At 46.0% G+C, this 13,098-nt stretch carries 16 protein-coding genes; 8 read left to right on the forward strand and 8 right to left on the reverse strand.

The features are described from left to right. Positions 1–61: 61 nt before the first annotated feature. From EDD67_RS07850 to parC, 6 genes are all read left to right on the forward strand, one after another. On the forward strand, positions 62–1,051 hold the full coding sequence (locus EDD67_RS07850) for an ABC transporter ATP-binding protein (RefSeq protein ID WP_121439554.1): 990 nt from the start codon (positions 62–64) through the stop codon (positions 1,049–1,051). Further along, a complete protein-coding gene (locus EDD67_RS07855; RefSeq protein ID WP_121439553.1) occupies positions 1,048–2,598 on the forward strand; it encodes an ABC transporter permease/substrate-binding protein in 1,551 nt (516 codons plus the stop codon). The genes EDD67_RS07850 and EDD67_RS07855 overlap by 4 nt, the downstream gene beginning before the upstream one ends. A 24-nt stretch (positions 2,599–2,622) precedes the next feature. Beyond that, on the forward strand, positions 2,623–3,051 hold the full coding sequence (locus tag EDD67_RS07860) for a universal stress protein (RefSeq protein WP_093072243.1): 429 nt from the start codon (positions 2,623–2,625) through the stop codon (positions 3,049–3,051). Positions 3,052–3,065: 14 nt separating this feature from the next. Further along, entirely contained in the window at positions 3,066–3,476 is a 411-nt protein-coding gene (locus EDD67_RS07865) for a CoA-binding protein (protein WP_093072242.1), read from the forward strand. A gap of 170 nt (positions 3,477–3,646) precedes the next feature. Then, the gene (gene parE / locus EDD67_RS07870; RefSeq protein ID WP_121439552.1) at positions 3,647–5,623 is read left to right on the forward strand and encodes a DNA topoisomerase IV subunit B; all 1,977 of its coding nucleotides are present in this window, start codon (positions 3,647–3,649) and stop codon (positions 5,621–5,623) included. 3 nt (positions 5,624–5,626) lie between these two features. Continuing rightward, on the forward strand, positions 5,627–8,110 hold the full coding sequence (parC, locus tag EDD67_RS07875; protein ID WP_121439551.1) for a DNA topoisomerase IV subunit A: 2,484 nt from the start codon (positions 5,627–5,629) through the stop codon (positions 8,108–8,110). Positions 8,111–8,339: 229 nt separating this feature from the next. Here the strand turns inward: parC and EDD67_RS07880 are convergent, their stop codons facing one another. From EDD67_RS07880 to EDD67_RS07890, 3 genes are all read right to left on the reverse strand, one after another. Beyond that, positions 8,340–8,741, reverse strand: a complete 402-nt coding sequence (locus tag EDD67_RS07880) for a DUF2203 domain-containing protein (protein WP_158638194.1) — start codon at positions 8,739–8,741, stop codon at positions 8,340–8,342. Positions 8,742–8,823: 82 nt separating this feature from the next. Beyond that, positions 8,824–9,558, reverse strand: coding sequence for a Cof-type HAD-IIB family hydrolase (locus EDD67_RS07885; protein ID WP_121439549.1), 735 nt, complete (start codon positions 9,556–9,558; stop codon positions 8,824–8,826). An 18-nt stretch (positions 9,559–9,576) separates the two neighbouring features. Beyond that, a complete protein-coding gene (locus EDD67_RS07890; RefSeq protein WP_093072237.1) occupies positions 9,577–9,789 on the reverse strand; it encodes a hypothetical protein in 213 nt (70 codons plus the stop codon). A 254-nt stretch (positions 9,790–10,043) separates the two neighbouring features. Between EDD67_RS07890 and EDD67_RS07895 the strand changes: the two genes are divergently transcribed. Beyond that, complete coding sequence (locus EDD67_RS07895; protein WP_121439548.1) at positions 10,044–10,367, forward strand: hypothetical protein; 324 nt, start codon at positions 10,044–10,046, stop codon at positions 10,365–10,367. Here the strand turns inward: EDD67_RS07895 and EDD67_RS07900 are convergent. Together EDD67_RS07900 and EDD67_RS07905 are read right to left on the reverse strand one after the other, a co-directional pair. After that, entirely contained in the window at positions 10,364–10,744 is a 381-nt protein-coding gene (locus tag EDD67_RS07900; RefSeq protein ID WP_121439547.1) for a hypothetical protein, read from the reverse strand. The genes EDD67_RS07895 and EDD67_RS07900 overlap by 4 nt on opposite strands. Before the next feature lie 25 nt (positions 10,745–10,769). Then, complete coding sequence (locus EDD67_RS07905) at positions 10,770–11,282, reverse strand: flavodoxin domain-containing protein (protein ID WP_162843797.1); 513 nt, start codon at positions 11,280–11,282, stop codon at positions 10,770–10,772. A 175-nt stretch (positions 11,283–11,457) separates the two neighbouring features. On the opposite strand from EDD67_RS07905, the gene EDD67_RS07910 reads away from it, so the two are divergent. Next, complete coding sequence (locus EDD67_RS07910; RefSeq protein WP_123875819.1) at positions 11,458–11,679, forward strand: hypothetical protein; 222 nt, start codon at positions 11,458–11,460, stop codon at positions 11,677–11,679. 211 nt (positions 11,680–11,890) lie between these two features. Here the strand turns inward: EDD67_RS07910 and EDD67_RS14115 are convergent, their stop codons facing one another. The 3 genes from EDD67_RS14115 to EDD67_RS07925 all read right to left on the reverse strand — a co-directional run bounded on the left by EDD67_RS14115 (position 11,891) and on the right by EDD67_RS07925 (position 13,056). Then, complete coding sequence (locus EDD67_RS14115; protein ID WP_121438652.1) at positions 11,891–12,184, reverse strand: DUF2187 family protein; 294 nt, start codon at positions 12,182–12,184, stop codon at positions 11,891–11,893. 93 nt (positions 12,185–12,277) lie between these two features. Then, entirely contained in the window at positions 12,278–12,613 is a 336-nt protein-coding gene (locus EDD67_RS07920; RefSeq protein ID WP_093072233.1) for a retropepsin-like aspartic protease, read from the reverse strand. Continuing rightward, the gene (locus EDD67_RS07925; RefSeq protein WP_121438651.1) at positions 12,610–13,056 is read right to left on the reverse strand and encodes an MOSC domain-containing protein; all 447 of its coding nucleotides are present in this window, start codon (positions 13,054–13,056) and stop codon (positions 12,610–12,612) included. The genes EDD67_RS07920 and EDD67_RS07925 overlap by 4 nt, the downstream gene beginning before the upstream one ends. Positions 13,057–13,098: the final 42 nt, after the last annotated feature.

Below are 13,098 nucleotides of genomic sequence, written 5' to 3' on the forward strand. Positions count from 1 at the left end.
ACGGCTACCGATTAGGTGAATGGAACAATAAATTAATTTTGCTGAAAATAGAGGTGTTGAAATGATAGCATTCGATCGTGTAGAGAAAACTTTTAAAGACGGGACAGCGGCTGTCAACGGCATCAATTTCCACGTGAATGAAGGTGAATTTTTTGTCTTGATCGGCCCGAGCGGGAGCGGCAAAACGACCGCGCTGAAAATGATTAACCGGTTGATTGACCCGACAGCCGGTCATATTTATGTTGAGGGAACTTCTGTTTTTGAGCACAACTTAAAAGATTTGCGCTACAAAATCGGTTACGTGCTCCAGCAGATTGCCTTGTTTCCGCATATGACGATTAAAGAAAATATCGGCCTTATTCCGGAAATGAAAAAATGGCCGCAAGAGAAAATTGATGAGCGGATTGATGAATTGATGACGATGGTGGGTTTAGAGCCAAAGACGTATAAAAACCGGCGCCCGGCGGAACTGTCCGGCGGTCAGCAGCAGCGCGTCGGAGTGATCCGTGCGCTCGCAGGCGATCCGGATATTCTGTTAATGGACGAACCTTTCAGTGCCCTTGATCCGATTACGCGTGAACAGCTGCAAAACGATCTCGTGAATTTGCAAAAAAATATTAAAAAAACGATTGTATTTGTCACGCATGATATTAACGAAGCTATGCTTCTCGGCTCGCGCATATGTGTGATGAACAAGGGTGAAATCGCCCAAATTGATACTCCGGATAATTTGATCCGTCATCCGCAGACAGAATTTGTCCGTTCGTTTATCGGCGACCGCCGCAATGCTTGGGAAGATCCTCTGATCAAAGTTTTGCGCACGATTGAAGGCGAATCGGATAATCCGTCTGATCCGCAGCCTGACCGTGCGGCGCTCAACAGCGAACTGACTCTTTCAGAAGCGGTTAAAAGGCTCGATCAATCGTTCGAGCCGAGTCTGCCTGTTTATTATCAAGACGGCTATCTCGGTGAACTTTCATATAAACGCGCCTTAACCTATTTACGCTCAGCGCAAACAGCGGATAAGCGGGTAGGGGGGACGATTTTATGACAGCGAATATATTACTCGATTTTACCGCGTTTTCTATTGAGCGCCGGGAACAGCTGTATATAACCCTTTGGGAACATGTGCAGATGTCGTTGACCGCGTTGTTAATTGCGGTTTTTATTGCCGTGCCGGCCGGTATATTGCTGAATCATTATCAAAAAGGTGCTGAACCGGTGATCGGAACGACTGCGGTACTGCAAACGATCCCGAGTCTTGCTTTATTAGGGTTTTTAATCCCGTTTATCGGGATTGGAACAGCCCCTGCGATTGTGGCGCTGACCGCTTATGCCTTGATGCCTGTTTTGCGGAATACATATACAGGCATTCGAGAAGTCGACCCGGCTTTGATGGAAGCCTCGCGAAGTATGGGGATGGATTCACGGCAGCAGCTGCTAAAAGTGCAGCTCCCGTTAGCGATGCCGATGATGATGGCCGGTATCCGGACGAGCATGGTGTTAATTGTCGGGACAGCAACATTGGCCGCACTGATCGGCGCCGGCGGACTCGGCGATCTGATTATGCTCGGGATAAACCGGGCCGACAACTTCTATATCCTTCTCGGCGCGATTCCCGCCGCACTGTTAGCGCTGTTCTTCGACGCCGTTTTACGCTTTGCTGAAAAACGCTCGCTGGGAACATCGTTAAAACCGATGGTTGCTGTCGTGGTGATCGCGCTGCTTGTTGTCGTTTCACCGCGGCTGTATCAGGCGCTCCCGTTTGCCGACGAAGAAGCAGATATCGTCCTCGCCGGAAAAATCGGCGCAGAACCAGAAATTATTCTCAATATGTATCAAGAGCTGATCGAATCTGACACGGACTACAGTGTTGATATCGAGCCCGGGTTCGGCACGACGGATTTCACATTCGAAGCCGCTCTGGCGGGAGAAGTAGACGGTTATTTGGAATTTACCGGAACAGCGATTGCGGATTTTTTAAATGAAGACCCGGTCAGCAATGATGAACAAGAAGCATATGAACAGGCGCGGGAGGGGATGAAAGAGGAGTACGGGCTTGAATTTCTCGAACCGATGGATTATCAAAACACGTATGCTTTAGCGATTACCGAAGAGATCGCTGAAGAAGAGGACCTAAATGCAATCAGTGATTTGCGAGGCATTGCTTCCGAGCTGACTGCCGGCTTTACATTCGAATTTATCGACCGAAATGACGGTTACCCGGCAATTCAAGATGTGTACGGCATTGAATTTGGCGATGTCGAAGGGATGGATCCTGGCCTTCGTTCAGAAGCGCTCGTCAGCGAAGACGTGCAAGTCATTGATGCCTATTCAACAGATGCTTATATGATCCGTTACGATCTGCTTGCATTGGAAGATGATGAAAATGTATTTCCGCCGTTTAACGGGGCGCCGCTTTTAAGGCAGGAAGTGCTGCAAGATTATCCGCAAATTGAGGACAGTTTGAACCGGCTCGGAGGCATGATTACCGAAGAGGAAATGATGGAAATGAATTACCGGGTTGATGAAGAAGATGAGGATGCTGCGGAAGTAGCCGAAGAGTTTTTAATCGCTGAAGGGCTGATTGACGGCTAAAACCGCTTACAAGGAGGGGAAGATATGTTCAAACATATTGTATTGGCTGCGGACGGATCGGCGCATTCAATTAAAGCGGCGGAAAAAGCTGCAGGGATCGCGCAATTGACTGCGGGTTCGGCGGTGACGCTGCTTCATGTTGTCGATGATTTGCCGACGGCAGCTGATGTTGCTGACGAGCAGCTGCGTCCGCGTGATATTCCTGATCACCGTAAACAGCGGCTATTTCCGGTTGAGGAAGTGCTTATAAATGCAGGAGTGACGTATGAAACGAAGCACATTTACGGTGATCCCGCAATGGCGATAGTAAAAGAGGCCGAAGCGGAAACTCCTGATCTGCTTATTATCGGAAGCCGCGGTCTCAATCCTGTTCAGCAGATGGTTCTCGGCAGTGTGAGTCAAAAAGTTGTTAAACGGGCGACGTGTCCGGTTATGATTGTAAAAGATAATTGACAGGAGCTGATATAATGCAAAACCCGGATAGAGAGACGATTCGGTCAATTTTAGCAAACGCGCAAACGATAGCCGTCGTCGGCTTGTCGGATAAACCGCACCGCACGTCTTATCAAATTGCGCAGGAAATGCAGGCGAAAGGGTATAAAATCATTCCGGTAAACCCGGGCATAGTCGAAGTTTTAGGCGAAAAAGCTGTTGCCTCTTTGAGCGATCTGCCGGAAACGCCGGACATTATCAACGTTTTTCGGCGAAGTGAGTTTCTTCCGGAGCTTGCAGAGGAGGCGGTGAAAACGGATGCGCCGGTATTTTGGGGTCAGCTCGGCGTTGAAAGCGAGCAAGCTTATGCAATATTAACAGCTGCTGATAAAACTGTAGTGATGGATCGATGCATTAAAGTTGACCACGGCGCACTTCTCAGTTAATAAAACCAGCAGAAAACGTCCGCGTTTTCTGCTGGTTTTATATGTGACAGCAAAAGAACAAATGTTCTGTTTTGTGGAAAAGAAATGATTCCCCCCGTTACAAAGATAATCAAGTTGTGCTAAGGTATAGTGTGAACGGTACGCACTGGACGGGAAAGGGGAAAGCACCATTGTCAAAGGAAAATGAATTTAATTATAACGATGATGCGATACAAGTATTAGAGGGGCTGGACGCGGTCAGAAAGCGTCCGGGAATGTATATAGGAAGCACAGATCACCGCGGATTGCACCATTTAGTGTTTGAAATTGTCGACAATTCGGTCGATGAAATCCTCGCCGGTTTCGGCAACACGATTACCGTGACGGTTCATAAAGATAACAGCATCAGCGTTGAAGACGCCGGGCGCGGATTTCCGACCGGCATTCATCACACCGGCAAACCGACAGCGGAAGTGATTTTGACGGTATTGCATGCCGGCGGAAAGTTCGGCCAAGGAGGCTATAAAACGAGCGGCGGTTTGCACGGTGTCGGTGCTTCAGTTGTAAACGCGCTGTCTGAATGGCTGGAAGTGACGATCCGCCGTGACGGAAGCAAGTACCGTCAACGCTTTGAAAACGGGGGACGCCCGGTGACAACGCTTGAAAAAATCGGCGCGTCGAAAAAAACCGGAACGGCGATTCATTTCAAGCCGGATGAGACGATTTTTTCGCAGACTGCGTTTCATTACGACACACTTGCCGAACGCCTGCGCGAAGCCGCGTTTTTAATTAAAGGTGCGCAAATTGAACTGATTGATAAGCGTTCTCCCGAGGAGCCGGAACACGATGTATTTCAATTTGACACCGGCCTTGAAGCTTTCGTCGATTATTTAAACGAAGATAAAGAGACGCTTCATCCGGTGATTTCTTTTCAAAGTGAACACGACGAAATCGAAGTCGATGCGGCTTTTCAATACAATGACGGTTTTACGGAAAACTTGCTTTCTTTTGTTAACAATGTCCGGACAAAAGACGGCGGCACACATGAACTGGGAGCTAAAACGGCGATCACCCGTGTGTTCAATGAACACGCCCGCAAGCTCCAGCTCCTGCGCGACAAAGATAAAAATCTTGACGGAAGCGATATCCGTGAAGGGTTTACCGGGATTGTTTCTGTACGAGTTCCGGAAGATAAACTGCAATTTGAAGGTCAGACGAAATCGAAACTCGGTACGTCGGAGGCGCGCTCAGCCGTCGATCAGGTTGTTGCGGAAAAACTGTCATTTTTCCTCGAGGAAAATGCGGAAATCAGCCACTTGCTGATCCGAAAAGCAATAAAAGCTTCCCAGGCGAGAGAAGCGGCGCGTAAAGCGCGTGAAGATGCGCGCAACGGGAAGAAGAATAAACGTAAAGACGCGATGCTGAGCGGAAAGCTCACACCTGCCCAATCTAAAAACGCCAAAAACAACGAATTGTATCTCGTTGAGGGTGATTCTGCCGGCGGCTCTGCCAAGCAAGGACGGGACCGGAAGTTTCAGGCCGTTTTGCCGCTGCGCGGAAAGGTAATTAATACAGAAAAAGCTAAATTGGACGATATCATGAAAAACGAAGAGATCCGGACGATTATTTATGCCTTGGGTGCTGATGTCGGCCCAGATTTTGACTTGGCGAATACGAATTACGATAAAGTTGTAATTATGACGGACGCAGATACGGACGGCGCACACATTCAAGTTTTGCTATTAACATTTTTCTACCGCTATATGCGTCCGCTTATTGAAGCCGGCAAAGTTTACATTGCATTGCCGCCGCTATATAAAGTCAGCCGTAAAAGCGGGAAAAAAGAAGTAGTTGAATATGCATGGGATGAAGACGGGCTGCAAGAGGCGATTGATAAAGTCGGTAAAGGCTACATTCTCCAACGTTATAAAGGTCTCGGCGAAATGGATGCGACGCAGCTGTGGGAGACGACGATGAATCCGGAATCCCGTACGCTCGTACGCGTGACGATTGACGACATTGCCCGCGCAGAACGGCATGTGTCAACGCTTATGGGCGATAAAGTTGAACCCCGCAGGAAATGGATTGAACGTAACGTCGCTTTCAGTCTTGACGATGAGACCAATATACTCGACAACGATCATTTATTTATTACGGAGGAGGACTAATCGTTGGAACAAAAAGAACGGTATCTCGATCTCCCGCTCGAAGATGTGCTGGGAGATCGATTCGGACGATACAGCAAATATATTATTCAAGACCGGGCTCTCCCGGATGCGCGCGACGGATTGAAACCGGTCCAGCGGAGAATTTTGTATGCGATGCATATGGACAATAACACAGCGGATAAACCGTTTCGAAAATCAGCGAAAACGGTCGGCAACGTGATCGGCAATTATCATCCGCACGGCGATTCGTCTGTATATGAAGCGATGATCAGACAAAGCCAGGACTGGAAAATGCGCCATATGTTAGTTGAAATGCACGGCAATAACGGTTCGGTTGACGGCGATCCTCCGGCAGCAATGCGTTACACAGAAGCGCGCCTGTCCAAACTCGCTGCGGAAATGCTTAAAAATATCGAAAAAAACACTGTGGATTTTATGCCGAACTTTGATGATTCAATTGAAGAACCGGTTGTATTGCCGGGGAGCTATCCGAACTTGCTTGTCAACGGCTCAACAGGAATCTCAAGCGGGTACGCGACAGACATTCCGCCGCATAACTTAAACGAAGTCATCGATGCGGCTGTCTACCAAATGGATCACCCTGACTGCACAGTCCAAGATTTAATGTCGTTTATGAAAGGGCCGGATTTCCCGACCGGCGGTATCATTCAAGGCATTGAAGGGCTGCAAAACGCTTATGAGAACGGAAAAGGGAAAATTGTGCTCCGCGGAAAAGCAGACATTGAAACAGTGCGCGGGGGCAAGGAACGGATTGTGATCACGGAGATTCCCTATGATGTCAACAAAGCGAATCTCGTAAAAAAAATGGATGAACTGCGGATTGATAAAAAAGTTGACGGCATTGCCGAAGTGCGCGATGATACGGATCGCACCGGGATGCAAATCATGATTGAATTGAAAAAAGATGCTGATGCGCAAGGCATTTTGCATTATTTGTATAAAAATACCGATTTACAAATCACCTATCACTTCAACATGGTAGCGATTTATAACAAGACGCCGAAACAGCTTAATTTAAAGCAAATGATCGCTTCGTATATTGAGCATCAAAAAGATGTATTCACAAGACGGAGTCATTACGATTTGACGAAAGCGAAAGACCGCGCCCACATTGTCGAAGGGTTAATTAAAGCGATTTCTGTACTGGACGAAGTCATTCAAACGATTCGTTCATCGGAAAATAAAAAGGATGCCAAAGAGCGTCTTAAGGCGCAGTTTCAATTCAGCGATCAGCAAGCTGAAGCGATCGTGAACTTGCAGCTTTACCGTCTGACGAATACAGACGTTGTATCACTGGAAAAAGAAGCGTCTGAGCTGAATCAGCAAATTGAGGCGCTCGAAGCGGTTTTAGCAGATGAGAACCTTTTGCTAAAAGAAATAAAAAAAGAAGTGAAACACGTGAAAAAAACTTACGGCGAAGTGCGGCGTACGGCGATCGAAGAAGAGGTGGAGGATTTAAAAATCAACCTCGAAGTCGTTGTGCCAGCTGAAGATGTGCGCGTTACGGTCACCGAAGAAGGCTATGTGAAGCGGTCAAGTTTGCGTTCTTACAATGCATCAAACGGAGGACTGCCGGGGATGAAAGAAAGCGACCGGCTCCTTTTTTCCGGCGAAATGAACACGACGGATACGCTGCTGCTGTTCACCCGAAAAGGGAATTACCTGTTTACACCGGTGCATGTATGTCCTGAAATTCGCTGGAAAGACAACGGCCAGCATGTCGGCAATTTGATTTCTATGGACCCTGAAGACCGGATTATTCAAGCTGTGCCGGTCCGCGAATTCACAAGTTCGGATTACATCACGTTTGCGACGAAAAACGGGATGATTAAAAGAACGCAGTTGAACGATTACTACGCGCAGCGCTACTCGAAAGCGTTGCAAGCTGTGAAATTAAAAAGCGGCGATGAGGTGACCGGGGTTGAGAAGACGTCCGGTGACGACAACATCTTCTTAGCAACCCGAAATGGTTACGGTTTATGGTTCGATGAGGAAGAGGTCAGTGTGACCGGGCAGCGGACAACCGGTGTTAAAGCGATTAATTTAAAAGAAGAAGACTTTGTGCAGTCTTTTGTTGTTTTTGCAAAAGATGAATATCCCGCTTTATTTCTCGTTACACAGCGCGGAGCTTACAAAAAAATGCCGTTAAAAGCGTTTGAAAAAAGCAGTCGGGCTAATCGCGGCTTGATTATGTTGAAGGAACTGAAAAAAAAGCCGCATAAAACAGCAGCTGTCATTAAAGCTCATCCGGGTGACCGATTTATGCTTTACAGTTCGCACGGCGCTGAGTTTGAAGTGCAGGCTGATCAAGTGCGTACAAATGACAGATACACGAATGGATCATTTATGTATGACAGTGACGAACACGGTGAAGTCGTTGATGTAAGACGGATTGCTGCAGACAATCATCATGACGAAAAGCAAACGCCATCCAAACCGGATTCAGATCATACAACATTGTTTTAATGAATTTTGCAGCGGCGGTCATGATAAGATGGCCGCTGTTTTTTTAATTTCTGTCTCAAAATTAAAGCTTACTTTTGATAAAGAGATGAAAATCGAAGCGCATTTATTGGTTCCGATAATTTATGTTATGTAAACTAGATAATAAAAACAGAAACCGGCAGTATTTAACCTAACCGGTTTCCCTCTTCTTTATCGGCTGTCCGTTTTCAAATCGATTCTTTTTATCGGATCATTCTTGAATCGGTTTACGTCCGGCGAACCCGTCTTCAGGTCCGTGGTAATGCGTGATCTCTTTTTCTCCGTATTTCCAGCATAAAAGCACATTTTCTCCGTTCAGTTCTGCAGGAAAATCAACCAGGCCGACGTCGACATCTTTAATCTCCACACCGTACTGTTCAACATTATTGACATGCATTCGTGCTTGCATTTCAATAAATTCAAGTTTGCTTTCAGCCATGAATACATCAGGCTGATCGGTACTGACTTTACTGCTGTCAATCGACTTTTGTTTGTTCAGGATGTTGACGGTATCTTGGAAATCTTGATTAAGTCTTTGCAATTCAGCGATTTCTGTTTCTAAAACAGGTATAAGTGCATTCGCCTCTTCCAGTGTAAATGTTTTTTTATCCATCGGGGCGTCCACCTCCATTTCCTTTCGGTCATTATGACAAATCATCGCTTCGAAACAAAAGAATTTGCTTAAATTTTATAACCTATTGCAAATATTTCCGGATCGCAACGGCAAGGCCGGCCTCATTGTTGGAAAATGTCTGCCAGTCGGCAGCTTCTTTGACAACTTGTTGAGAATTGCCCATCGCCACACCGACGCCGGCATCTTTAATCATCCGTACATCATTTAAACTGTCGCCGGCGGCAAAGACGTGTTTCATATCAAGGTTCAAGTGCGATGTAAGTTTCTGCAGCGCGTTTGCTTTGTTTACACCGGCAGCATTAATTTCTAAATTCGTTGTGCTTGAATTGGTTATTTCAAGCTCGGTAAAGGTGATTAACTTATCGTGAATCATCGTGCGAAGTTGGTCATCTTCCGTATCGAAACCGAATTTCAACCAGGTATGGTTGTAAAGATCCGCCGGCATGTCCGTTTTATAAACTGCTTCTGTACTCGCGGCCCAAAAACGTACCCCGGTATCAGCTTGCAGTTCTTTCATAAATGCAACCAGGTCTGATTTCAGCGGGGTTCGTTCCAAGAGTGATCCGTCGCTGAGCCATATTTCGCTTCCGTTGCCGGTGATCATATGAGAATTAAGCTGCAATTTTTCCGCAAACGGCTCGGCAGACATTTTCGAACGGCCGGTGCAAAGAATAACATCAATTCCTTGTTCGCGTGCTTCAAAAATTGCTTGTTGGTTTTCGTTTGGTATCGACAGATCATCTGCAAGCAGCGTTCCGTCAATATCGAGAGCCATTAATTGAATCGTTTTCGTCATGTCAGTATCTCCTCTCCATCAGCCGTAAATAAAGTACAACACAGTTAAAACCAGGGCGGGAACAAACGTTACGACATAAATAAATGATAAAATTTTAAAGTGTGCATTCGATTTATTCTCATACTCTTTATCTTCTGGGTTCATCCCGATGCGAATCGTAACGACTAGCGCGATAATACAAAGAATACCGCCGGCGATCAGGTATGGTGTTAAATAATGGTGTACTCCCAAGGTGACTCACCGCCTCTATTAATGTCCGGCTTATGAACGTGCAAAATGTTAAAAACTTTATTAATCAATCTATACCCGAAAGGCAGATTGATTAAATCTGTCTTTCTTACCCTTCTATTATGACATATTTGAAAACAGTGTCATAACAAAACAGCTGACCGAGGGTCAGCTGTTAAACGTTATCAATCTTTTTTAAATTTGCTGAAATAAGGTATACTATGCAGTGAAAACGAACGTGTTTAGGGGGGATTTAAGTGCGCGACCGTCTAATATTAACGGCAATCGCCGGCTCTGCCTTTTTATTTTTGATTTTTCAGTTTGATCTTCGCAGCGATTTACCGTATTTAACCGCTGTGCTTATTTTATTTGCGCTGTCATTTGCAATTTTTATCGCTTTTATGAACGAATTCAGCCGCCGATGGCAGCTGCGGCTCTGGATTGTAAATGGAACTGCGGCTTTATTCGTGCCGATCATCGAAGGGATGATCTATATTTGGGTAACAGCGATTATCTGGCTCCTTCTTATAGGATCAATGTCGGCTTTTTACATTTTGCAAAGCGATCAAGATAAAAGTTAACTCCCGCTGAAAAAAGCCGGAATTTCGCTTTGCCGTCCGCGCTGATAGTCTTTAGGAGAGAGAAGTTGTTTCGTCAAATCTGTCAGCTTTGTAACGCCGTTCTCCCGGCATTTCTCCGCCATTTCACCGTACCCTCCGGCGTTTTCGACCTCTTTATGAATATCAATTTGAATGTAACGGATAGCGGTTTGGGAAGCCAAAAACGCGCGCGGGTGATCGTCGATTAAAATAATTTGTTTGTCAGCTATGATTGCCGGAAAGGGCTTTTCCGTAAGTCCGTCTTCGTTAACTCCTTTCATAAGCCATTCCCCGACATCTTTTTGATTCAAATAGAGCGCACTCGGCTGAATAGATTCGATTTCTACCGTCCGGATCATCTCACTTCCGCCTTTCATATGGCAATTACCGCATCTTTTCTGGATCGTTCTTTTTCGTTTCGCTGACCATCGTAATGAATTGATCAATCGCTTCGTAGTTCATCGAATGAACATTTTCAATCGAGCCGGACACTTTTTTCGCAATCATCTTTTCGAATATATTCATTTCTTCAAATAACAGTTCGCCGCCAAAAAAACCGTGAGCAACGGCATGCTCGCGAAGCGTTTCCGGAAACGAGCGTTCAAATTGAAGCTGAGCTTCGATATCTTCATACAGGCAGCATAAAAATAGACCGAGTGTTTTCGACATCAATGCCGGCTCTTCTTTGTAAAGGAAATTGCGCATTTTACGCGGAATCGCTCCCATATGAATCGAAGCGCCGATGATCACTTTATCGAATAAATCCAAGTCCGGAACGCTGTTTTGTTTTATATTAATAAGCACTGTTTCTTCCTCATTTTTTACCTGATCGCGTATCAACATTGCTGCTTTTTCGGTTGTGCCATGTGTTGAACTGTAAACAATCAGCACAGACATTGCCATCAACTCCGTTTCCAATAGAATGTCTTCTACTTCTATTATTAAACGCAATAACAGCACTGTCTATGTGAATATGTGAAAATTTTTTAACTATGCAAAGAAATGTTGGAATTTGGTCACCGATATGAAAAAAAACTCCATTCACATGGAGGGGCAGAGTGTTGACAAAGTCATGACATCGTTAGATGTCATCTTAAAAGGAACGGATGACGACGCATCGTCCGGATTCTTTCACCTGAAGGTATCACTGCGACATCGGCTCAATAAGACTTCGCCGTGTCTTACTAGTCCGCGGGCGAGCGCCGAGCCGTTTCGGGCTGATGCCCTGCAGGGTCTCGTCTGTCTCGCTATCCCGCAGGAGAAAGCCGGGATGCTGGGTCATCCTCTTTTTTGAAGCGAGTGTATTCATAAAAAAAGAAGCCATGCATCCACTCCTCCGACGCCTCCGGGAAAGCAAGAGACGAAGATCCGGATTCGGCGGTCTCGGGCCGCCGAATACTAGCTGAGTCCTTGCCCGGGGCAAGCGGAGGGTAGTGGATTCATGGCTGACATCAAAATATAGTTTGTCTACAGTCTGACCCTCCATTCGCATGGAGGGAGAGCGTTTAAATGATTTTGTATTCCGTATGGCGCAAGACAGTCCGCGGCTTTGATCCGTCGACATCTTTTTCATCGAGTTCAATCGAGATTGAATTCGAATATTGGGAGATGACTTTGGCTGTTTTACCGGTGTACTCTCCTTTTGTTACTTCGATTGCGTCGCCGGAATTGAGGATCGGGCTTTCAGGAATGGCTTCCTCTTCCTTTTCAAATTCTTCTTCTTCTTTTTCCTCTTCCTCTTCTGCCTCTTCTACCTCTTCTTCTTTTCCTTCTTCGCGCTGATTTTCTTCTTCAGTCATGTTACATCCTCCTCATCGTTCATTGCATTGTTCTATTTTGCGATAGTAACTTCTTCAATAAGAATCGTCAAGTATTTACACCGCAAGCAGTTTTTACGTACGCGAACTGGAGATCGTCATCGCGTCAAGATTAATTTTCGCTCCGGTTTTTTTAAGAAAATCCAGGCCGATCACACCGTCTTTATGTGTATCTTCAATATACACCGTAAACGGGCTGACTTTTAGCGGCCCGATACTGATGGAGTTTAACTGCACATCTTTACCCTTCATCTCTGACGGGATGCCGAGCTTATTTGCGAGCGCCGGAGAAATAGTTGTATAAAGCGCGCACGTATCAATCGTCATGTTTTCGGCTATATGGATTTCCCCTTCATAATGGAAACGCATTTCTGTCAGCAGTTTTTTTTCTTCATAGCGAATGCTTTTCATCGAGATCCCTCCTCAAAAGTCGCGGTATCGTGAATATGAACCGTTCCGCTGTTTAAGATGACACCATATAAACCGCCGCGTTCATGATCAACCATCGCCTGTTTTAAACCGGGGAGCGCTTCGTCCATTCGTTCACATGGTTTTGTCTCACCGAGCAGTTTAATCTGAACTTCGCCGAGACGGAGTATTTGTCCTCTCTTGCCTTGCAAGGAGACATTTTCAGTCATGACATTGGCTCGTCTTGTTTCCGGCGGCAGACGGCTGCCGAAGCGATCCATTAAATCTTGCCATACCTCCTGCTCAATCACGGTTACTTGCCGTTTCCCGCGCTGATCTGCATTATGAACAATTCCTTGATCCGCTAGAAACTCAGCGGATTTAACCGCATCCATCGGTCCGCGTTTCATCCGTTTCACCCACAGACCGGCAACCTTTCCGCTCATCGCTGTTCCCCCGCTTTCAAATTGGTTCATTACTTACGTTTA

Origin of the sequence: Salisediminibacterium halotolerans (genome assembly GCF_003814815.1) — a bacterium.
Classification (GTDB): domain Bacteria; phylum Bacillota; class Bacilli; order Bacillales; family Salisediminibacteriaceae; genus Salisediminibacterium; species Salisediminibacterium halotolerans.